This is a genomic window from Streptomyces sp. NPDC033270 (genome assembly GCF_055576575.1).
On the sequence record NZ_JBVIRA010000015.1, the window covers coordinates 1 to 21,163 of the forward strand.

Annotated in this window: 19 protein-coding genes; 6 read left to right on the plus strand and 13 right to left on the minus strand. The window is 71.0% G+C overall.

Annotation, left to right across the window (positions count from 1 at the left end):
• On the minus strand, window positions 1-695 hold a 695-nt coding region (locus tag ACZ5XZ_RS21175), incomplete at its 3' end, for a cytochrome c oxidase subunit I (protein ID WP_468980201.1).
• Window positions 692-1,654: an aa3-type cytochrome oxidase subunit II gene (gene ctaC / locus ACZ5XZ_RS21180; RefSeq protein WP_468980202.1), complete on the minus strand. Its 963-nt coding sequence runs from the start codon at window positions 1,652-1,654 to the stop codon at window positions 692-694. The genes ctaC and ACZ5XZ_RS21175, both read right to left, overlap by 4 nt.
• A 350-nt stretch (window positions 1,655-2,004) precedes the next feature.
• Here ctaC and ACZ5XZ_RS21185 point away from each other — a divergent pair, with 350 nt between their 5' ends.
• Window positions 2,005-3,450 carry an aminotransferase class V-fold PLP-dependent enzyme gene (locus ACZ5XZ_RS21185; protein WP_468980205.1) on the plus strand — a complete coding sequence of 482 codons (1,446 nt, stop codon included), beginning with the start codon at window positions 2,005-2,007 and terminating at the stop codon, window positions 3,448-3,450.
• Window positions 3,451-3,468: 18 nt separating this feature from the next.
• On the opposite strand, the gene ACZ5XZ_RS21190 is transcribed toward ACZ5XZ_RS21185, so the two are convergent.
• A complete protein-coding gene (locus ACZ5XZ_RS21190) occupies window positions 3,469-4,443 on the minus strand; it encodes a carbohydrate kinase family protein (protein ID WP_468980207.1) in 975 nt (324 codons plus the stop codon).
• Window positions 4,444-4,612: 169 nt separating this feature from the next.
• Here ACZ5XZ_RS21190 and ACZ5XZ_RS21195 point away from each other — a divergent pair, with 169 nt between their 5' ends.
• A complete protein-coding gene (locus ACZ5XZ_RS21195) occupies window positions 4,613-4,840 on the plus strand; it encodes a hypothetical protein (RefSeq protein ID WP_468980210.1) in 228 nt (75 codons plus the stop codon).
• 100 nt (window positions 4,841-4,940) lie between these two features.
• Window positions 4,941-6,452 carry a hypothetical protein gene (locus ACZ5XZ_RS21200; protein ID WP_468980212.1) on the plus strand — a complete coding sequence of 504 codons (1,512 nt, stop codon included), beginning with the start codon at window positions 4,941-4,943 and terminating at the stop codon, window positions 6,450-6,452.
• Between the two features lie 88 nt (window positions 6,453-6,540).
• Here ACZ5XZ_RS21200 and erpA read toward each other — a convergent pair whose 3' ends face one another.
• Complete coding sequence (gene erpA, locus ACZ5XZ_RS21205) at window positions 6,541-6,897, minus strand: iron-sulfur cluster insertion protein ErpA (RefSeq protein ID WP_030070025.1); 357 nt, start codon at window positions 6,895-6,897, stop codon at window positions 6,541-6,543.
• Between the two features lie 276 nt (window positions 6,898-7,173).
• On the opposite strand from erpA, the gene nadA reads away from it, so the two are divergent.
• Window positions 7,174-8,361 carry a quinolinate synthase NadA gene (gene nadA, locus ACZ5XZ_RS21210; RefSeq protein ID WP_384436705.1) on the plus strand — a complete coding sequence of 396 codons (1,188 nt, stop codon included), beginning with the start codon at window positions 7,174-7,176 and terminating at the stop codon, window positions 8,359-8,361.
• Window positions 8,362-8,420: 59 nt separating this feature from the next.
• Here nadA and ACZ5XZ_RS21215 read toward each other — a convergent pair whose 3' ends face one another.
• Window positions 8,421-8,864, minus strand: a complete 444-nt coding sequence (locus tag ACZ5XZ_RS21215) for a DUF4430 domain-containing protein (protein ID WP_468980214.1) — start codon at window positions 8,862-8,864, stop codon at window positions 8,421-8,423.
• A 263-nt stretch (window positions 8,865-9,127) separates the two neighbouring features.
• Here ACZ5XZ_RS21215 and ACZ5XZ_RS21220 point away from each other — a divergent pair, with 263 nt between their 5' ends.
• Window positions 9,128-9,433 (plus strand): hypothetical protein, encoded by a 306-nt coding sequence (locus tag ACZ5XZ_RS21220; RefSeq protein ID WP_468980216.1) that lies wholly within the window; start codon window positions 9,128-9,130, stop codon window positions 9,431-9,433.
• Between the two features lie 88 nt (window positions 9,434-9,521).
• Here ACZ5XZ_RS21220 and ACZ5XZ_RS21225 read toward each other — a convergent pair whose 3' ends face one another.
• The 8 genes from ACZ5XZ_RS21225 to ACZ5XZ_RS21260 all read right to left on the minus strand — a co-directional run bounded on the left by ACZ5XZ_RS21225 (window position 9,522) and on the right by ACZ5XZ_RS21260 (window position 20,137).
• On the minus strand, window positions 9,522-10,673 hold the full coding sequence (locus ACZ5XZ_RS21225; RefSeq protein WP_468980219.1) for a ferritin-like domain-containing protein: 1,152 nt from the start codon (window positions 10,671-10,673) through the stop codon (window positions 9,522-9,524).
• Window positions 10,670-12,607 (minus strand): GMC family oxidoreductase, encoded by a 1,938-nt coding sequence (locus tag ACZ5XZ_RS21230; protein WP_468980221.1) that lies wholly within the window; start codon window positions 12,605-12,607, stop codon window positions 10,670-10,672. Before ACZ5XZ_RS21230 ends, ACZ5XZ_RS21225 begins: the two co-directional genes overlap by 4 nt.
• Window positions 12,604-13,299, minus strand: a complete 696-nt coding sequence (locus ACZ5XZ_RS21235) for a hypothetical protein (protein WP_468980223.1) — start codon at window positions 13,297-13,299, stop codon at window positions 12,604-12,606. The genes ACZ5XZ_RS21230 and ACZ5XZ_RS21235 overlap by 4 nt, the downstream gene beginning before the upstream one ends.
• A 226-nt stretch (window positions 13,300-13,525) precedes the next feature.
• Window positions 13,526-16,705 carry an efflux RND transporter permease subunit gene (locus ACZ5XZ_RS21240; RefSeq protein WP_468980224.1) on the minus strand — a complete coding sequence of 1,060 codons (3,180 nt, stop codon included), beginning with the start codon at window positions 16,703-16,705 and terminating at the stop codon, window positions 13,526-13,528.
• Window positions 16,706-16,939: 234 nt separating this feature from the next.
• Complete coding sequence (locus ACZ5XZ_RS21245; protein ID WP_468980227.1) at window positions 16,940-17,626, minus strand: response regulator; 687 nt, start codon at window positions 17,624-17,626, stop codon at window positions 16,940-16,942.
• Window positions 17,623-18,918: a sensor histidine kinase gene (locus ACZ5XZ_RS21250; RefSeq protein ID WP_468980229.1), complete on the minus strand. Its 1,296-nt coding sequence runs from the start codon at window positions 18,916-18,918 to the stop codon at window positions 17,623-17,625. Before ACZ5XZ_RS21250 ends, ACZ5XZ_RS21245 begins: the two co-directional genes overlap by 4 nt.
• Window positions 18,919-19,001: 83 nt before the next feature.
• Window positions 19,002-19,280 (minus strand): PspA-associated protein PspAA, encoded by a 279-nt coding sequence (gene pspAA / locus ACZ5XZ_RS21255; protein WP_468980231.1) that lies wholly within the window; start codon window positions 19,278-19,280, stop codon window positions 19,002-19,004.
• 56 nt (window positions 19,281-19,336) lie between these two features.
• Window positions 19,337-20,137: a PspA/IM30 family protein gene (locus ACZ5XZ_RS21260; protein ID WP_384436675.1), complete on the minus strand. Its 801-nt coding sequence runs from the start codon at window positions 20,135-20,137 to the stop codon at window positions 19,337-19,339.
• Window positions 20,138-20,469: 332 nt separating this feature from the next.
• Here ACZ5XZ_RS21260 and ACZ5XZ_RS21265 point away from each other — a divergent pair, with 332 nt between their 5' ends.
• Window positions 20,470-21,066 (plus strand): DUF3043 domain-containing protein, encoded by a 597-nt coding sequence (locus ACZ5XZ_RS21265; protein WP_468980234.1) that lies wholly within the window; start codon window positions 20,470-20,472, stop codon window positions 21,064-21,066.
• The last annotated feature ends 97 nt before the right edge of the window (window positions 21,067-21,163 follow it).

A 21,163-nucleotide genomic window follows, 5' to 3' on the forward strand; every position in this document is an offset into this window, starting at 1 on the left:
GCCGCCGCCAGCACCGGGAAGGCCAGCAGGACCAGCACACCGGTCAGCAGCACGTTCCAGGTGAAGATCGGCATCCGGAACATCGTCATGCCAGGCGCCCGCATGCAGATGATCGTCGTGATGAAGTTGACCGAACCGAGGATCGTGCCGAAGCCGGAGAAGGCCAGACCCATGATCCACATATCGGCACCGACGCCCGGCGAACGCACCGCGTCCGACAGCGGCGAGTACGCGAACCAGCCGAAGTCCGCCGCACCCTGCGGGGTGAGGAAGCCGGCGACCGCGATCAGCGAGCCGAAGAGGTACAGCCAGTAGGCGAACATGTTCAGCCGCGGGAACGCCACGTCGGGCGCGCCGATCTGCAGCGGCATGATCCAGTTCGCGAAGCCGGCGAACAGCGGGGTGGCGAACATCAGCAGCATGATCGTGCCATGCATGGTGAACGCCTGGTTGAACTGCTCGTTCGACATGAGCTGCGTGCCGGGACGGGCCAGCTCGGCCCGCATCAGCAGCGCCATCAGGCCGCCGATGCAGAAGAACGCGAACGACGTGACCAGGTACATCGTGCCGATGGTCTTGTGGTCAGTGGTCGTCAGCCACTTCACGGCAGCGATACCGGGCTGCTTTTTCCGTACGGGCGGTGCTGCCGGAGCCGTATCGGCGGCGGCACCCTGAGGTTCGTTGAGGATGCTCACTGGTTCTTCGTCTCCGCATTCCTGGCGTGATCCGTCTGCTTGATGCCCGACGGCAGGTATCCGGCCTGGCCCTTCTTCTTCAGTTCCTGCAGGTGCTCCCGGTACCGCTCAGGGGAGACGACCTTGACGTTGAAGAGCATCCGGGAGTGGTCGACGCCGCAGAGCTCGGCGCACTTGCCCATGAAGGTGCCCTCCTTGTTGGGGGTCACCTCGAAGACGTTGGTGTGGCCCGGGATGACGTCCTGCTTCATCAGGAACGGCACCACCCAGAAGGAGTGGATGACGTCGCGCGAAGTCAGTACGAACTGGACCGTCTCACCCTTCGGCAGCCACAGCGTCGGGCCGGGGTTGCCGGTCTGCGGGTTCCGGGTGCCCGGAACGCCCACGTCGTAGACACCGTCGGCACCGGCCGGCGCGGTCTTCTTCCACTTGTCCGGGATCGCGGAGAGCGCGCTGGAGTCGATGTTCGTGGTCGACTTGTTGCCGTCGACGTCCTCCAGGTAGTTGAACCCCCAGCTCCACTGGAAGCCCACCACGTTGATGACGTGGTCCGGCTTCTTGGAAGTCTTCAGGAGTGCGCTCTCATCACGTGCGGTGAAGTAGAAGAGCACCGCGATGATGATGAACGGGACGATCGTGTACAACGCCTCGATCGGCATGTTGTACCGGGTCTGCGCGGGGACCTCCACCTTGGTCCTGCTGCGGCGGTGGAAGATCACGCTCCAAATGATCAGGCCCCACACCAGCACGCCCGTTGCGAGGGCGGCGGCCCAGGAGCCCTGCCAAAGAGAGAGGATCCGCGGCGCCTCGTCGGTGACGGGCGTTGGCATGCCGAGGCGGGGGAAGTCCTTATATGTGCAACCAGTAGCGGTCGCCAGGACCAGGCCCGCAGCAAGCACCTGCGGCAGCTTCCGCCGCATCGGGCGCCGCGACGAGCGGTCGGAGCCGTTGGGACTCACGTAGCGCCTTCCCGAGAGTCTCGCCCGCGCGGTCGGCTGCGGCCTTACTCGCTGGTCGGTCGCCGCCCTGCGTCGGGCAGGGGTTTGGATGTTTATGCGGACCAAACCCTACTGGACGCTATTTGGGGTCGCGCGGGGAGGGTGCCCAACGCGCCGCGACGCACCCCTAAGGGGTGGCCGGGTCCCCCGGGAGGCGCCCTCGCCACACCCGATTACCCGCTCCCACCAGGCATCTGACGGCCTGACCGGCACCCGCCCGCCCCGGCCCGGCGGACCGGCACCCGCGGTCGGCCCGCGGACCCGCCGGGCGCAGGCTCCGCCGGGGACCCCGGGGGACTAACGTCTCGTACGTGCCCTACTTCGACGCCGCGTCCACCGCTCCCCTGCACCCGGTCGCCCGTGAGGCCCTGCTCGCCTCGCTCGACGAGGGCTGGGCCGACCCGGCCCGCCTCTACCGCGAGGGCCGCCGCGGCCGGCTGCTGCTGGACGCCGCGCGCGAGACCGCGGCCGAGGCCGTCGGTTGTCGACCCGACGAGTTGGTTTTCACTCCTTCGGGTACGCAAGCGGTGCATCGGGGAGTCGCCGGTGCGCTGGCGGCCCGTCGGCGTGTCGGCCGTCGGCTGCTGCACTCCGCCGTCGAGCACTCCTGCGTGCTGCACGCGGCCGAGGTCCATGAGGCGGCCGGCGGCACCCGCGCGGAGCTGGCCGTGGACCGGACGGGCCGGGTGGCGGCCGGCGACCTGGCCGCCGCGCTCACCCCGGACACCGCGCTGGTGGCCCTGCAGTCCGCCAACCACGAGGTGGGCACCGAGCAGCCGGTCGAGGAGGTGGCCGGGCTCTGCCGGGAGTCCGGCGTGCCCCTGCTGGTGGACGCCGCGCAGTCGCTGCCCTGGGGGCCGGTGCCCGGCGCCTGGTCGCTGCTGGCGGCGAGCGCCCACAAGTGGGGCGGCCCGCCCGGCGTCGGACTGCTCGTGGTCCGCAAGGGGACCCGGTTCGCGCCCCAGGGGCCCGCGGACGAGCGGGAGTCGGGCCGCAGCCCGGGCTTCGAGAACATCCCGGCGATCGTGGCGGCCGCGGCGTCGCTGCGCGCGCTGCGGGCCGACCCCGGGACCGCCGCCGAGGCGGCGCGGCTGCGGCAGCTGGTCAACCGGATCCGCACGCGGGTGCCGGCGCTGGTCCCGGAGGTGGAGGTGGTCGGCGACCCGGTGCACCGCCTCCCCCATCTGGTCACCTTCTCCTGTCTCTATGTCGACGGGGAGACCCTGCTGCACGAGCTCGACCGGGCCGGCTTCTCCGTCTCGTCCGGCTCGTCCTGTACGTCCAGCACTCTGGAGCCGAGCCATGTGCTGCGCGCGATGGGGGTGCTGTCCGAGGGGAACGTCCGGGTCTCGCTGCCGTACGGCACGAAGGAGGCGGACGTCGAGCGGTTCCTGGAGGTGCTGCCCGGGGTGGTGCGCTCGGTACGGGAGCGGCTGGGGGTGCCGTCGGTGGCAGCCGAGGCGCCTGAGGCAGGTGTGATGCCCGAGGCCGGTGAGGCGCCGCAGGCCGCGACCGCGGCGGCCGCCGGGCCCGAGGACCTGGTCGTCGACTCCCTCGGCAGGCGCTGCCCCATCCCGGTCATCGAGCTGGCCAAGGTGATCGGCCGGGTGCCCGTCGGCGGGACGGTCACGGTGCTCTCCGACGACGAGGCCGCCCGGCAGGACATCCCCGCCTGGTGCACGATGCGCGAGCAGGAGTACGTGGGCGAGCGGGCGGCGGCACGCGGCGCCGCCTATGTCGTGCGGCGCCGCGTCTGAGCCGTTCTTCCGGCCGGTTCAGGCCAGGTACTGCTGGACGTCGGCGGCGGCCTCGTGGCCGTACGCCTTGGTGAAGCGGTCCATGAAGTGGCTGCGGTGCAGCTCGTACTCCTGGGTGCCGATGGTCTCGATGACCAGCGTCGCCAGCATGCAGCCGATCTGCGCGGCGCGCTCCAGGCCGACGCCCCAGGCCAGACCGGACAGGAAGCCGGCGCGGAAGGCGTCGCCGACGCCGGTGGGGTCGGCCTTGGTCTTCTCCTCCGGGACGCCGACCTCGATCGTGGGCTCGCCGACCCGCTCGATGCGCACGCCGTTGGAGCCGAGGGTGGTGACCCGGGTGCCGACCTTGGCGAGGATCTCCTCGCCGGTCCAGCCGGTCTTGGACTCGATCAGGCCCTTCTCGTACTCGTTGGAGAAGAGGTAGGTGGCGCCCTCCATGAGGGTGCGGATGTTGTCGCCGTCCATCCGGGCGATCTGCTGGGAGAAGTCGGCGGCGAAGGGGATGCCGCGGGTGCGGCACTCCTCGGTGTGCCGGATCATCGCCTCGGGGTCGTCCGCGCCGATCAGCACGAGGTCCAGCCCGCCGACCCGCTCGGCCACGTGCTGCAGCTCGATCAGCCGGGCCTCGCTCATCGCGCCGGTGTAGAAGGAGCCGATCTGGTTGTGGTCGGCGTCGGTGGTGCACACGAAGCGCGCGGTGTGCAGCACCTCGGAGATGCGTACGGAGCGGGTGTCGACGCCGTGGCGGTCGAGCCAGGCGCGGTACTCCTCGAAGTCGTTGCCCGCGGCGCCGACCAGGATCGGCTCGATGCCGAGCTGGCCCATGCCGAAGCAGATGTTGGGGGCGACTCCGCCACGGCGGACGTCGAGCTGGTCGACCAGGAAGGAGAGGGAGACCGTATGCAGCTGGTCGGCCACGAGCTGGTCGGCGAAGCGGCCGGGAAAGGTCATCAGGTGGTCGGTGGCGATGGAGCCGGTGACTGCGATACGCACGACGGGTCTGCTCCTGCGGAGGCGGAGGGACTTGCGGACGTGGAGCAACGCTACCTGGCGGGGTGCAAAACCACCTGCGCATCCCGGATAGGCGGAACCGCTGAAACCAGCGGATAACTACTCAATAGTAGGCCTTTCTCCTCGCCGGGTGCCTGCGTACGGTGCCCCTATGACCAAGCCTGTGAAAGCCGTCACACCACGTGTCGCCGCCTCACCCGCCGAAACCGAGCCGGAGTCGCTCGACGAGCTGCGCGGGGACTGCGCGCGGATGGCGGGGCGCTGGAAGGCCGGGCACCGGGCCGCGCCGGCGCCCGGCCGGGCGTCCGATCTGCACGGGGTCGAGGTTCCCGAGCGGTCCGCCGAGATCGTGGACAACATGTCCGACTACGGCGACTGAGCCGTTCGGGGAACCGCGCACGCCCCCGCTCCGTCCCATCGACGTCCACCCCAGGGAGGGTGGCACGGCAGATGTTCAGCGGAGCTGAAGGAGCGATGCGGTGAACACCGAGGACACCCCCACGACCCCGGACCACCCCAAGGAGCGCCGGCGCCGCAGCCCGCTGCTGGTCGCCTCGATGGCCGCCGCGGTGCTGCTGGCCGGGGGCGGCGCGGCGTACTGGGCCTCGTCCGCGTCCAGCGACGAGGGCTCCGGCCCGGGTTCCGCGGGCAGGGCCGACCCGCCGCCGCTCGCGCTCGACGGCTACACGGGCGGCTCGATAGCGGCCGGTGAGCCCAATCCGCAGGGCGCGAAGTACAAGGCCGTGAAGGAACTGCCCGACGGCCCGTCGTCGGCGCCGGTGTACCGGCCTCGGGGCGAGATCAGCCGGGAGTCGGTCGAACGGCTGGCGAAGGCGCTGGATGTGGCCGGAAAGGTCCGTTCGGAGGGCAGCACCTGGAAGGTGGGCGGGCTGACCCGGGACGCCCGCAGTCCCGTCCTGCAGGTGAACAAGACCGGCTCGGGCTCCTGGACGTACTCGCAGTACGGCACCCCGGGCGGCACGAACTGCGCGCTGCCCGCCGCCCCCGAGAACGGCACGGACGGCGACAAGGCGGGCGCCGGCGCGTCGGGCCCGGGCTGCCCCTCGTACCGCGGCGGCGGGGACGTCACGACCGAGGACGACAGCAGCGGCAAGGACGCGGTGTCGCCCAAGAAGGCCGAGCAGGCGGTGCGACCGGTGCTCAAGGCGCTGGGCCAGGAGAGCGCCCGGCTCGATGCGAGCGGGCTGTCCGGCGCGGTGCGGATCGTCACCGCCAATCCGGTGCTCGGCGGGCTGCCGACGTACGGCTGGCAGAGCGATCTGCAGGTCGGCTCGGACGGTCAGGTGGTCGGCGGCAGCGGCCAGTTGGCGAACCCGGTCAAGGGTGCGGTGTACCCCGTGCTGAGCGCGGACAAGACGCTGGAGCGGCTGAACGCGGGCGGGGGTCGCACACCGGCCGGCTGCCCCTCGTTGCCCCCCGGGAAGGACGGCAAGGGCGGCAAGGGCGGTCAGATCGCGCCGTGCGAGCCGTCGCCGACGAAGGCCCAGAAGCCGGCCGAGGTGACCGGGGCCGTCTTCGGGCTCGCGGTGCAGTACGTCAGCGGCGGGCAGGCGCTGGTGCCGTCGTGGCTGTACACGGTCCGCCAGCCGGGCACCGCCGGTAGCGGCCCGGACGCCACGACGACCGTCGCGCACCCCGCGGTGGATCCGAAGTACCTGGCGCACAAGGACCGGACCCCGAAGGGGCCGTCCGGGAAGCCGGGGGCGATGGCGCTGGAGTCGTACGACGTGGGCGACGGCGGCCGGAAGCTGACCGTGCACTTCTGGGGCGGGGTGTGCAGCGTCTACTCGGTGAGCGCCGAGGAGTCGGACACGGCCGTGAAGACCAAGGTCGTCGGCAAGGACAAGAAGCCGGGCCAGGTCTGTGTGAAGATCGCCAAGGAGTTCACCAAGACCGTCACGCTGCGCGAGCCGCTGGACGGCCGGCAGGTGATCGACGTGTCGACCGGTGAGGCCGTGCCGAAGCGGTAGCGGCGGCCCGGATACGGATACGGCGAAGGCGGCGCCCCCACTCGGGGGACGCCGCCTTCGCCGTCTGTGCGTGTACTGCCCGCGATCCTCAGCTGAAGGAGTCGCCGCAGGCGCAGGAGCCCGTGGCGTTCGGGTTGTCGATCGTGAAGCCCTGCTTCTCGATGGTGTCGACGAAGTCGATGGAGGCACCGCCGAGGTACGGGGCGCTCATCCGGTCGGTGACGACCTTGACACCGTCGAAGTCCTTGACGACGTCGCCGTCGAGCGAGCGCTCGTCGAAGAAGAGCTGGTAGCGCAGACCGGAGCAACCGCCGGGCTGGACCGCCACCCGCAGCGCGAGGTCGTCCCGGCCCTCCTGCTCCAGCAGGCTCTTGACCTTCGACGCGGCCGCGTCGGACAGGATGATGCCGTCGCTGACGGTGGTCTTCTCGTCCTGCACGCTCATCTACATCTCTCCCGGGTTGTACGGACCGCTTGTCATCGGATGCAACAAGCTGAAACCGGCGACGCCCCGGATTAATTCCGGCTGGGCGCTTCTTCTTCATGCTCGCACACCGGCGGCGGGGAACAGGTGGTCCACCGCACACCGTGCGGTGGTGATGCGTCACATCGACGCTATGGCCATCGTCAAAGTGACGTGAAGCAGCTATGATAGATAACGTCAAATAGACGAAAAGGCTTGTGCCCAAGAGCGCAAAGAGCTGTCCGCAGAGAAGAGAGGGTGCGTGTTGTGACCACCGCCCAGCCCCTGGACGTCCAGCCGACCCCGCTGGCCCTGCTCCTCCTCGGCCGTGAGGCCGACCCGAAGAGCGAGCGCGGCGTGGAGTGCCCCGGCGACCTCCCCGCCCCGTCGGACCCCGACCTCGTCGAGCGCGCCCGCGCGGCGAAGGAGAAGCTCGGCGACAAGGTCTTCGTCCTCGGGCACCACTACCAGCGCGACGAGGTCATCGAGTTCGCCGACGTCACCGGTGACTCGTTCAAGCTGGCGCGGGACGCCGCCGCCCGGCCGGACGCCGAGTACATCGTCTTCTGCGGTGTGCACTTCATGGCCGAGTCGGCCGACATCCTCACCGGCGACGACCAGCAGGTCATCCTCCCCGACCTGGCCGCGGGCTGTTCGATGGCCGACATGGCCACCGCCGAGCAGGTCGCCGAGTGCTGGGACGTGCTCACCGAGGCCGGCATAGCCGAGCAGGTCGTGCCGGTCTCGTACATGAACTCCTCGGCCGACATCAAGGCCTTCACCGGTAAGCACGGCGGCACGATCTGCACCTCCTCCAACGCCAAGCGGGCGCTGGACTGGGCCTTCGAGCAGGGCGAGAAGGTCCTCTTCCTGCCCGACCAGCACCTGGGCCGCAACACCGCCGTCCGCGACCTGGGCATGTCCCTGGACGACTGCGTGGTCTTCAACCCGCACAAGCCGAACGGCGGCCTGACCGTCGAGCAGCTGCGGGCCGCGAAGATGATCCTGTGGCGCGGCCACTGCTCGGTCCACGGCCGGTTCTCCCTGGACTCGGTGAACGACGTGCGGGCCCGCATTCCGGACGTCAACGTCCTGGTCCACCCCGAGTGCAAGCACGAGGTCGTGGCGGCCGCGGACTACGTCGGCTCGACGGAGTACATCATCAAGGCCCTGGAAGCCGCCCCGCGCGGCTCGAAGTGGGCCATCGGCACGGAGCTGAACCTGGTCCGCCGGCTGGCGAACCGCTTCGCCGCGGAGGACAAGGAGATCGTCTTCCTCGACAAGACGGTCTGCTTCTGCTCGACGATGAACCGCATCGACCTCCCCCACCTGGTGTGGACGCTGGAGTCGCTGGCGGACGGCAAGGTCGTCAACCGCATCGAGGTCGACAAGGAGACCGAGAGCTTCGCGAAGCTGGCGCTGGAGCGGATGCTGAGCCTGCCGTAGCCGCGGCGATCGGCCGCCGCGCCCGTGGGGGAACTTCTCTTGCGGGGATGCGGCGGCCGTCAGCTCGTGGCGGCCTCCAGGGTCCAGCGGACCTTGTCGTGGTCCTTGACCGCGGTGCCGCAGGGCCCGGTCGTGATCTTCTTCTCGTTGACGTACGCGTTCCACTTCCTGCCGCCGTCCGCGACGTCCCCGCGGATCTCGGTGACCACGAAGTCCCCGGTCGCCTCGTCCCAGTGCGCCCGCACGCCGAGGTGGTATCTACGGTCGGCGTCGGCCAGGGCCGTGAGCGGTGTGGGGTACACGCCGTCGGCGGCGCAGGGGAAGCCGCCGTACAGGGAGCGCGCCGCCGTGCGCACGATGCCCACGCTGCCGGTGAAGGCGCCGCCCGTGACCGCCACCCGGACCGGGGCGACGGGCCCGTCGGCGGCGGCCGGCGGCGCGAGCGCGAGGACGAGTCCGGCCGCCGGCACGACAGCGGCCCTACGGGCCTGAGCACAGCGCACGGTCGCCCGCCTTTCGTCGGTTCGGCACCCCAAGCCACCGTCGCATCACTCACCGCGATGCGCGAGCCGGACCGCCCCGGCCGAGCGGGCTCCGCCTCGCGTCCCGCAGCGCCCGTGCGGGCGGCTCCGGCGGCTTCGCGGCAGGGACGGAAACACCGCCCCGTCACCACGACAGCGTAACGCTGCGTAATCCACCCGTTGCTGGTTCGTTAGCGCGGTGATCCCGGTATCAGACCGGGACCAGACAGGAAGGAAGTTCCGTCGTGGGTAAGGCAATGCGTATGGTCGCGGGCGCCCTTGGGGCGGGTGCGCTGATGATGACGGCGACCGGCACGGCCAGTGCCAAGGGCTGGGGTGGCGGGTTCTTCGACCAGGACGTGCACTGCGCGCCGACGTTCACCCTTCTGCTCCCCTCGGAAGGTTGCCGCACGAACATCCTCATCGACAACCACCGGACGATCGCCAAGCTCAAGCAGACCGCCGGGGGCGACATCACCGACACCCTCGTGTCCGCCCGCAGGGGCGGCGGGGGCGGGGGCTTGGGGGGCTTCGGCGGCCTCGTCCGCTGATGCGGGCGCCGCACCCCGCAGTGCTCTGCTCCGGGGTGCGGCGTGGCGTGGGGCACCGCCCTGTGCTTCGGTAGGGCGCTTTCGCCGCCTAGCTCGGGACGGCGGAGAGATCGATCGGCTCGCCGGCCTCCAGGCCGGCGAGCCGCACGTTCTCCTGGACCGTCTCGTACACCGCGTCGAACTGCGGCTTTTCGAGTTCGAAGGTGGGGCTGGCGAAGAGGCCCGGACACTTGGGGTGCGGGTTGCGGTAGAGCTGTTCGGAGCGGTCGCGCAGTTCCAGCATGGTGGGGATGGCCAGGGCCATCGCCCGGGGCATGCCGTCGAAGGCCTGCTGGAGGTAGGAGAGCAGGGCGGCGTAGCGGGTGTTGAAGGCGACGGCCTGCTCGTACACCTCCTTGTTCTTCTGGTAGTCGGCGACCTTGGAGTCGCCGTGGATCGGGTAGGCGTCGTCCCAGGTGACGTCCAGCAGCGGGCCGCTGGGCGGGTCCTTGGGGGTGTCGTGGGGGCCGTAGCTGCGGCCGGTGTAGATCTCGTTGAAGCGGAAGTAGTGGGCGAGCTGCCGCTGCTCGCCGAAGATCAGGTCGTCGCTGGTCCAGATGTGGTCGTCGAGGCCCTCGCCCTGTTCGCTGATGACGCGAATGGCGAGCTTGGCCGACTTCAGGTCGTGTACGGGGAAGACCTCGCCGCCGGAGTTGTAGAAGTCCTCGGGGCCGACCTGGCGCTGGGGCCTCTGTGGGAAGACCGCGGCCTCGCCGTGGTCCTTGACCAGCTTCTCCAGGCCCTGGCGGATGGCGTCGTAGAACTGGCCGATGGAGGTCCAGCCCTCCCCCGGCTTGGGGTGGGGGGCGAGTGTGCGGGGCAGTTCGATGCGCAGGAAGGTGCGGAGCGCGGCGGGCGAGAAGTGCTGGAGGTGGATCAGCGGCACGTCCTCGTCGCTGCTGAACGGCAGCTTCGCCGGGTACTTGGCGACGAACTCCTTGCGGCCCACCTCGGGCTTGCCGCCGACCGCGTTGAGGAGGTTCGCGACCAGGGTCATGTGCAGCATCTCCTCCATCAGGACGCTGCGGATGGCGAAGTAGGCAGTGCGGTTGGTGCCCGGGTGGAGGGAGTACAGCCCGGTCATGTAGACGGGGATGGTGAGGTGCTCGACCTCCAGGGCGCCCTGGAGGTACGTGCGGAGGTCCTCGATGGTCTGCGGGATGCCGAATCCCTGGGCGTCCAGGGCCATCGCGGTGATCACGCCGATACCTCCTCGTGGGCGGGGCTGCCGAGCTCGACCGGGCGGCGGGCGTCGACGAGGTCCCGGTGGATCTGGGCGGCGCTGCGCAGCGCCAGCGCCATCATGGTGAGGGTGGGGTTGCTGGTGCCGACGGACGGCATGCTGCCGCAGCCGACGGCGTAGAGGTTGGGGTGGTCGTGGGTGCGCTGGTCCCGGTCCACCACGGAGGTCGTGCTGTCGGTGCCCATGATGTGGGTGCCCGCTCCGTGCCCGGCGCCGCTGTAGGCGAGGTGGGTGTCGTTGTACACGACGTGTCCCAGCGGCGGGACGCCGTTCTGCGGGGCGTGGTGGGTGTAGTCCTTGGCCTTGAGGAGGCCGAAGATCTTCTGGGCCACCAGGCGGGCGGCGTACAGGCCCCTGTGGACGTGGTCGTCGAGGTCGTAGGTGACGATCGGGCGGGGGTTGCCCATGGCGTCGCGGTAGCGGGCCGGGTCGATGGTGACGCGGTTGTTCTCGTTCGCGGACTGCTCGACGGCGATCTGGAGCTGGAGCTGGCGGCCGATGGAGTGGCCGAGGAGGCTGCGCAGTTCGGGCCCGTAGACGCCCTTGTCCCGGATGCTGCCGTCGGGGTTGCCGCCGACGCCCAGGGCGCTGGCGACGTTGCTGAGCGGAGCGCCGGTGGCCCAGCCCCAGCCCCAGTTGCCGATCTCGATGCGGAAGGGCGCCCGCCGGCTGCGCCCGGATCCGCTGCGGAAGACCTCCCAGCCGGAGGTGTGTCCGGGGCCGCGGAACGGGCCGACCGGGCCCTTGTCCTCGGGGGCGAGCGCCCAGTTGAGGAGGGTGGGGTGGTCCATCAGGTTGCGGCCGACCTGCCCGCTCTTCTTGGCCAGGCCCGAGAACAGCAGCAGCCGGGCGTTCTCGACGGCGTGCGCGGCGAGGACGACCACGTCCGCCTCCGCGAGGTAGGTCTGGTGGACCGGTGAGACGGGGTCGGTGTAGGTGCGGTACTCCACGCCGGTGACCCGGCCGTCCGCCCGCGCCCGGACCCGGCTGACCACACAGCGGGTGGCCAGGGTGACGGTCCTGGGCCAGCCGGCCTGGAGGCGCAGCGGATGCGACTTGGCCTGCACGGGGCAGATGGGGACGCAGCTGGCGTTGCCCACGCAGCGCTCGCCGTAGTTGGGGATACCGACGGCGCCCTGGACGCGGTACGGGTCCCGGTAGGCGGGGTTGGGGGTGGAGTTGCGGGCCTGCGGCAGGCCGTACATGGTCAGCGCGTAGTTCGTGCCGGCCACGCCGTCCTGGACGACCTTGCCGTCGAGGTCCCTGCAGCGCTCGTCGATATAGCTCTGCGGGATGTGGTGCATGGGGTACTCGTAGGCGGGGTCGGTGACGGTGCCGAGGTGCTTCTGCTCCTGGGCGTTGCCGGCGACGCCGAGTTCGCGCTCGGCCTCGGCGTACCAGGGCTGGAGTTCGGCGGCGGTGAAGGGCCAGTTGCGGCCGTACCCGTAGTCCCTGGCGGTGGCGAAGTCGTCGGGGAGCATGCGGGGGACGGCGCCGAGCCAGTGCATGGCGGTACCGCCGAGTTCGCGCAGGTAGTCGGTGCCGTAGGGGAGTCGGCCGTTTTGGACGAGGTAGCCGTTGGCGGTGAACTCGGGCTGCCCGGAGGCGGGGTTGCGTACCGGGGCGAGGTCGAGGACATCCGGGTAGGGCGCGGCCTTGTTGCGGCGGTAGGCGGAGTTGGGGACCTTGGCGACGGCCGAGTAGTAGGTGGCCAGGGAGTCCAGATAGCCGGGCCAGGTCTCGGTGCCGCTGTTGCCGGCCTCCAGGACGAGGACCTGCCAGCCCTGGTCGCCGAGGCGTTTGGCCAGTGCGCTGCCGGCCCAGCCCGCACCGACGATGATCACGTCGTAGCGGCGGCGGGCGGCGGCCTCCGCGGGGACGGGTGCGGTCATGAGGTGGCCTCCTCGGGGGTGGTGGCGACGGCCTCGCTCGCGGCCGCGGCCGCGGTGGGCACGGCGGACGGCGGGACGTGGCGGCTCAGGCGGTGGCCGGGGATCAGCTCGTCGGGGATCTCGTCCGGGGCGACCTCGTCGGCCAGGCCGGTGCGGTAGGGGACGTCGGCGACGTCGAGATCGGTGCGCAGCTGGTCGGTGCTCTGCCAGGTCGGCGCCGGCGGTTTGACCGCCCAGGTGCCGAAGCCCGGCGGTTTGGCGCCCGCCGGGTGGCCGTGGAAGGTGCGCCACACCAGGCCTTCGACGTAGGCGCTGGGCGAGGCGACGGACTCGGTGTTGGCGACCTCGCGCCGGAGCGTTGCGTGGGCCGCGGGGGCCAGCCGGGGCCAGGCGCCGGTGTACCAGAGGTAGATCAGCGCCCGGGCGACCTCGCGGTGCGGGAGGTCCAGGGCCTGGGGACCCTGGCCCTGGGCGACGGCTTCCTTCCATTTGGTCCAGAACTTGGTGAACTGGGTGTCGCCCACCTGGCCGCGGGCGGTGTCGAGGTAGAGCCGGGCCATGCCGGTGGCGTACAGATCGAATGCGGCGAAGCCGGTCAGCGGCACGCAGTAGGTGACGAAGTCGGCCAGTTCGTCGGCTGGTTCGTCGGCTACGTGATTCGCTGTTGCGCCTGCTGCTGCGGGGTCGGTCATCGCTCTCCTCCCGGTGCGGCATATTCGGGAGTCATGCTTCTCGTGCCCGGCGGGCGTATGCAGACAAGGGCGGATAAACCACTGGAAGGCGTATGACGGGAGATCAGGTGGTGTCGCAGCCACCCGGCGTACGCGGGAGCCCCCGTTGCCGTGCGTACGGCAACGGGGGCTCCTGGTGCGGCCCGGTGGCGGGTCCCCTCCCCCGACCGGAGTCGGGAGCGGGGGGTCACACGCCCGCGGGCTCCGGGGTGCGGTCGGCCTCCTCGGGCCGCGCGCCGGACTTCGCGGCGCGCTTGGCCGCCTTCTTCTTCGCCCGGCGCTCCTTGCGGAGTTCGATCATCGCGTAGAGCGTCGGGACGAGGAGGAGGGTGAGCAGGGTGGAGGTGATCAGACCGCCGATCACGACCACGGCCAGCGGCTGGGATATGAAGCCGCCGTCGCCGGTGATGGACAGCGCCATCGGCAGCAGTGCCATGATCGTGGCCAGCGCGGTCATCAGGATCGGGCGCAGGCGGTGCCGGCCGCCCTCGACGACCGCCTCGACGACGCCGTAGCCCTGCGCGCGGTACTGGTTGATCAGGTCGATCAGCACGATGGCGTTGGTGACCACGATGCCGATCAGCATCAGCATGCCGATCATCGCCGGGACGCCCAGCGGGGTGCCGGTGGCGATCAGCAGGCCGATCGCGCCGGTCGCCGCGAAGGGTATCGAGACCAGCAGGATCAGCGGCTGGATCAGCGACTTGAAGGTGGCCACCAGGAGCATGAAGACGATGGCGATGGCCGCCAGCATCGCCAGGCCCAGCGAGGAGAAGGCGTCGGTCTGGTCCTGGGAGACGCCGCCGATCTTGGCCGTCGCGCCGTCCGGCAGCTTCAGCGCGTTGACCTTGCTCTGCAGCTCGGCGCTGACCGCGCCGGTGTTGTCGCCGGTCGGCTTGGCGGTGATGGTCGCCGAGCGGGCGCCGTCGATCCGGGTCATCTGGACCGGGCCGGGCACGGTCTTGACGGTGGCGATGGTGCCGAGCTCGACCGGGCCGGCCGGCGTCGGGAGGGCGAGCTTCTTCAGCTCGTCCTCGGTGGTGGCCGGGTGGGCCGACTTGATGACGATGTCCCGCTCGGTGTCGTCCAGGACGGCCCTGCCGCTGGTGGTGCCGCGGATCGCCTGGGCGACCGCGCCGCCGAGCATGGTCTGGTCGTAACCGGCCCTGGCCGCCTTGGCGTTGGGCTTGACGGAGATCCGCGGCACGCTCTGGGCCAGGTCGCTCTGGACGTCGGTGACGTCGTCGAGCCCGGCGACGGCCTTGCGGACCTGCTCGCTGGCCTGCTGCAGCACGTCGGCGTCGCCCGCCTTGACGACCACGCTGAGGTCCTGGTTGCCGAAGCCGCCGCCGGCGGTGACGGTGGTGTCGCCGATGGACTTGCCGAGCTTGTCGAGCGAGGCCCGCAGGTCGTCGGTGACCTGGCCGGAGTCCGCGGAGTCCGTCAGCTTCAGCTGGTAGGAGGCCTGGTTGGCGCCGGTGCCGCCGCCGAAGGCCGCCATGAAGCCGGAGGAGCCGACGGTGACCTGGTAGTCGGCGATGTCGTCGTTGGCCGCGAGCAGCTTCTCGACCTTCTTGGCCTGCGCGTCGGACGCGCCCAGGCTGGTGCCGGGCTTGAGCTCCTGCTTGAGGGTGAGGGTGTCCTGGTCGCCCTGGTCGAAGAAGTTGGTCTTCAGCAGCGGGCCCATGCCGAAGGTGCCGATGAGGATGACCACGGCGATCACCAGGCTGGTGACCCGGCGGCGGGTCGCGAAGCGCAGGACCGGGACGTAGAGGCGCTGCAGCGGGCTGTGGGTCTCCTTCTCCTCGGCCTTGCGGCGCAGTTCGTCCGCGGTGGTGCCCTCCGGGATCTCGGGGGCGCGCAGGAACCAGTACGACAGGACCGGGACGACCGTCAGCGAGACGATCAGGGAGGAGAGCAGGGCGACCGTCACCGTGAGGGAGAAGGAGCCGAAGAGGGCACCGACCATGCCGCCGACCACGCCGATCGGGAGGAAGACCGCGACCGTGGTGAGGGTGGAGGAGGTGATCGCTCCGGAGACCTCCTTGACGGCGGAGAGGATGGCCTCGCGGCGCTCCTCGCCGTAGCCCAGGTGCCGCTTGATGTTCTCCAGGACGACGATCGAGTCGTCGACGACGCGGCCGATCGCGATGGTCAGCGCGCCGAGGGTGAGCATGTTCAGCGAGAGGTCACCGGTCCACAGCACGATCAGGGTGATGACGACCGAGAGCGGGATGGAGACCGCGGTGACCAGCGTCGAGCGGAGGCTGAGCAGGAAGACCAGGATGACGATGACGGCCATGGCCAAGCCGAGCAGGCCCTCGGTGGTCAGCGAGTCGATCGACTTGGAGACCGCGGGTCCCTGGTCGGAGGCGACCGTGACCTCGGTGCCCTTGCCCAGGTCCTTGCGGATGTCGGCGAGCTTGTCCTTGACCGCGTCGGAGATCGCGACCGCGCTGCCGTCCTGGTCCATCGTCACCATCACGGCGAGGCTGGGCTTGCCGTTGGTGCGGGTCAGGGAGGTCGGGGTGGCCGGCTCCTCCTTGACGCCGGCCACGTCGCCGAGGCGGACCGGCTCGGCGGCGGACTGCCCGGCGCCGGCACCGCTCGCGCCCGCCCCCGCGGCCGGCGCGATGGTCAGGTCCTTGATCTGCTGCACCGAGGTGAATCCGGCGCCGACCTGGACGGTCCTGCTCTTGCCGCCCTCGGCGAAGGAACCGGCCGGCACCGACGTGCCGCCGGCCTCCAGCGCCTTGCCGAGCGCCTGGGCGTTCAGCCCGGCGGCGGCGAGCTTGCGCTCGTCGGGGGTGACCGCGACGATCCGGTCCTGGACGCCGTCCACGGTGACCTGGCTGACGCCCTCGATGTTCTTCAGGTCCGGCACGACGCTGCGGTCGAGCTGGTCGGCGAGGCTCTGCTGGTCCCTGGCCGAGGAGGAGACGGCGAGGACGACGGTGGGGATGTCGTCCGTCGAGCCGGCCACCACCTGCGGGTCGACGTCCTTGGGCAGCTTGGCGCGGGCGCGGTTGACGGCCTGCTGGACGTCGGCGACCAGCCGCTGGGAGTCGTTGCCGTAGTCGAACTGCGCCATGATGACGCCCGAGCCCTCGCTCGACGTCGAGGTGACGCTCTTGATGCCGTCGACCGCCTGGACACCGTCTTCCAGCGGCTCGATCACCTGCTTCTCGACGACATCGGGCGAGGCACCCTGGTAGGGCGCCAGCACGGAGACCATCGGGAGCTCGATGGAGGGCAGGAGCTGCTGCTTGAGCTGCGGGATCGCGATGGCGCCGAAGGCGATCGCGACGATCGACATCAGCGCTATCAGGCCCCGTTGTACGAGGCTGAGTCGGGACAGCCAGGACATGGGTGGGGTCTCTCTCTTCTGTTCTGAAGGCGGTCTGGGCTTGGAGGGCCGTCCCGGTGTGCGGACGGCGCAGGACGGCGGGGCCCACGCGGGCCCGACGGCCGGGGCACAGGGCGCCCCGGGGCCTTCGCGGGCCCAGATACACCTTCGGCCATGGCCGGGCCGGTTTTCCTCGCTCGCAGGTCGGTTTCCGGCCCGCGCCCGTACCGCGTTCGGAGTAGGGCTACTCCACCCTCACTGCACCCGTGGGCGTACGAGTCCCGACTCGTAGGCGATGACCACCAGCTGGGCGCGGTCGCGGGCCCCCAGTTTGGCCATCGCGCGGTTGACATGCGTCTTGACCGTGAGCGGGCTGACCGCCAGTTGCTCGGCGATCTCGTCGTTGGACAGGCCGCCGGCCACCAGGACCAGCACCTCGCGCTCACGGCCGGTCAGGCTCGCCAGCCGCTGCGTGCCCCGGTCTCCGGGGCCGCCGTCGGCCGGACTGCCGCCCTGGGCGAGGAACTTGGCGATCAGCCCCTTGGTCGCGGCGGGCGACAGCAGCGCCTCGCCGGCCGCCGCGATCCGGATCGCGCCCAGCATCTCGTCCGGCTCGGCGCCCTTGCCGAGGAAGCCGCTGGCGCCGTTGCGCAGCGACTGCACCACATAGTCGTCGACCTCGAAGGTGGTCAGGATCACCACCCGGACGTCGGTGAGCTGCGGGTCCTGGCTGATCATGCGGGTGGCGGCCAGGCCGTCCACACCGGGCATCCGGATGTCCATCAGGACGACGTCGGGGCGCTCGGCCTTCGTCAGCTCGTAGGCCTGGGCGCCGTCGGAGGCCTCCCCCACCACCCGCATGTCCGGCTCGGAGTCGACCAGCACCCGGAAGGCGCTGCGCAGCAGCGCCTGGTCGTCGGCGAGCAGCACCTTGATCGTCATGCGTTCTCCCCCGTACGGACGGTCTGCAGTGGAAGGGTCACCCGCACCTGGAAGCCGCCGGCCGCGCGCGGGCCCGTGACGACCGTGCCGCGCAGCGCGAAGACCCGCTCGCGCATGCCGATCAGGCCGTGGCCGCCGCCGCTGTCCCCGGGGGCGACGGTCTCGTCCGCCGGCCGCTCGCCGCTCCGTTGGCGGGGTACGCCGGCCCGGCCCGCGCCGTCGTCCAGAACGGTCACGGTCAGCGCGCTCTCGGAGTGCCGGATCCGCACCGTGGCGCGGGCGCCCTCCCCGGCGTGCTTGTGCACATTGGTCAGCGCCTCCTGGACCACGCGGTAGGCGGTGAGGTCCACGGAGGCGGGCAGTTGCCGGGGCTCGTGCGGAAGGTCCAGGTCGACGGGGATACCGGCGCGGACGAAACCCTCGACGAGCTGGTCGAGGACGCCGAGGCCCGGTGCGGGCTCGGTCGGCGCCTTGGGGTCGTCGGACTGACGCAGCAGACCGACCGTGGCACGGAGCTCCTCCAGCGCCGAGCGGGACGCCTCGCGGACGTGCGCCAGGGCCTGCTTGGCCTGGTCGGGGCGGTTGTCCATGACGTGCGAGGCGACGCCGGCCTGGACGTTGACCAGGGCGATGTGGTGGGCGACGACGTCATGGAGGTCGCGGGCGATGCGCATCCGCTCCTCGGCGACCCGGCGGCGGGCCTCCTCCTCGCGGGTGCGCTCGGCGCGCTCGGCGCGTTCACGGATGGCGTCCACGAAGGCGCGGCGGCTGCGCACCGCGTCGCCCGCGGCGGCGGCCATGCCCGTCCAGGCGAAGATGCCGAGGTTCTCCTGCGCGTACCAGGGGCGGGGCCCGTAGAGCATCGCGGAGGCGGTCAGCACGACCGCGGTCAGCGCGCCGAGCCGCCAGGTCGTGGGCCGGTCCGTGCGCGAGGCGAGGCTGTAGAGCGCGATCGCGGCGGCGCCGACCACCGGGGCGCGCGGGTCGCCGGCGCGGACGAGCAGCTCGACGATGGTCAGGGTGCCGGTGGCCGCCAGGACCGTACGGGGCAGCCGACGGCGGAACACCAGGGTGGCGCAGGCCAGCGCGGCCAGCACCACGGCCGAGGCGGAGAGCCGGTGCGGCGCCCACTGCGGGCCGTGGACGCGGTGCGGGTCGACCACCGCGCCGAACAGGATGCACGCGAACACGGCCACCGCCAGGGCGGCGTCGACCGCGAGCGGATGCGTCCGGTGCCACTGGAAGCGGCCGGCGGCGCGGGGCGCTTCCGGACCGGGGTCGAGGGGACTCACAAGAGGAAACGGTAGCGCCCCGGTCCGAGAGGGGACCGGGGCGCCGTGTGCCGTATGCGCTGGAGTGGAGCTGGAGCGGGCGGTCAGCCCGGGATGAGGCCGTCGTCGCTGAGCATCTCCCGGACCTGAGCGAGGGAGGCGTCCGGGGACGGCAGGATCAGCTCGGACGGTTCGAGGGCGTCGTCGGGAAGCGGTGTGCCCATCCGGCGCACCGCTTCCAGGAGGGCGCCGAGAGTGCGCCGGAAGCCTTCCTCGTCGCCGCTCTCCATCTCCTCGAGCAGCTCGTCGTCCAGCTTGTTGAGCTCGATGAAGTGGGCGTCGTCCAGCTTCACCTGGCCCTCCCCCATGATCCGTACGATCACGACGGTCTCCCTCGGTCCGGTCCGACGATCCCTGCGAGGCTAACCCCCGGCGACCGTCACTGCTTGTCGAAACGCGGCTGGTCCTGCTGCGGCGCGGGCTGGCCCTGGCCGCCCTGACCGCTTTCGAGGGCCTGCTTGCCGGCCGACGGGCCGCCCGCGAGCTCGGCCTTCATCCGCTGCAGCTCCAGCTCGACGTCGCTGCCGCCGGAGAGCCGGTCCAGCTCGGCGGTGATGTCGTCCTTGGCCATACCGGACGGGTCGTCCAGCGCGCCGGAGGCCATCAGCTCGTCGATGGCGCCGGCCCTGGCCTGCAGCTGCGCGGTCTTGTCCTCCGCACGCTGGATCGCCAGGCCGACATCGCCCATCTCCTCGGAGATGCCGGAGAAGGCCTCGCCGATCCGGGTCTGCGCCTGGGCGGCCGTGTACGTGGCCTTGATCGTCTCCTTCTTCGTACGGAAGGCGTCGACCTTGGCCTGCAGCCGCTGCGCCGCGAGCGTGAGCTTCTCCTCCTCACCCTGCAACGTCTGGTGCTGCGTCTCCAGGTCCGTGACCTGCTGCTGCAGCGCGCTGCGCCGGGTCAGCGCCTCGCGGGCCAGGTCCTCGCGGCCGAGCGCCAGTGCCTTGCGGCCCTGGTCCTCCAGCTTGGCGGACTGGCCCTGGAGCTGGTTGAGCTGCAGCTCCAGGCGCTTGCGGGAGGTCGCCACGTCGGCGACACCGCGGCGTACCTTCTGCAGCAGTTCCAGCTGCTTCTGGTACGAGTAGTCGAGGGTCTCGCGCGGGTCTTCGGCCCGGTCCAGGGCCTTGTTGGCCTTCGCGCGGAAGATCATCCCCATCCGCTTCATGACACCATCGCTCATGGGCCTCGCGCGCCCCCTTCTGACCGAGTCGCCTCGGGCTTCGGCTCCAGCACATCTACAGACCCCACAGTACGGGCCCTGGTTCCATTACCGCACTGTTCGCGGCCGGATGCGCTCATCCTCCAGGACGATCGCGGAGCGCATCTTCTCCCGCGCAAGGAGTAGGCGCCCGGCACGGTGGGCCGGGGTGGGCACGCGAACCAGACCCGCCCACCGACCGAAACCACCGACGGCTCCTGCCCCGGCCCGCCACGCCGCGGGGGAACGCCGTTGTCGGATCGTGCCCCGCCGGACCCTCGCCCCCGCGCGGCGACCACGTACTCTTGGGTGTTGTGTTCCGAAGCCGTTCGAAGGATGAGCAGGCCGCGACCGCCAAGGTGACCGCGGACCAGCCCCAGCAGCCCCGCGACCCGCAGGCCCCCAAGGGCCGCCCGACGCCGAAGCGCAGCGACTCCCAGTCGCAGCGCCGCTCCCGTGCGCAGACGCCGACCAACCGCAAGGACGCCACCAAGGCGCAGCGGGAGGCCCGCCGTGCGGACATGGCCCGCCAGCGGGAGGCGATGGCCAGTGGCGACGAGCGGTACCTGCCGGTGCGCGACAAGGGACCGGTGCGCCGGTTCGCCCGTGACTACGTCGACTCGCGCTGGTGCGTCGCGGAGTTCTTCCTGCCGATGGCCGTGGTGATCCTGGTGCTCACCATGATCCGGGTGCCCTCGATCCAGAGCATCGCGCTGCTGCTGTGGCTCGTGATCATCGTGCTGATCGTGCTCGACTCGGTCCTCATCTGGTTCCGCATGGGCAAGCAGCTGCAGGAGCGGTTCCCGAAGGAGAACCTCAAGGGCGTGAAGGCGTACGCGGTGATGCGGACGCTGCAGATGCGGCGGCTGCGCCTGCCCAAGCCCCAGGTCAAGCGGGGCGAGCGGCCGTAGCGGCCGGTTTGGTCTTCCGGGTGCGGGGGGGGGGGGGGGGGGGGGGGGAAGGAGGAACAAAAGGCAGGAGCCGGCCCCCCCTCCGTGGGGTTGGTCG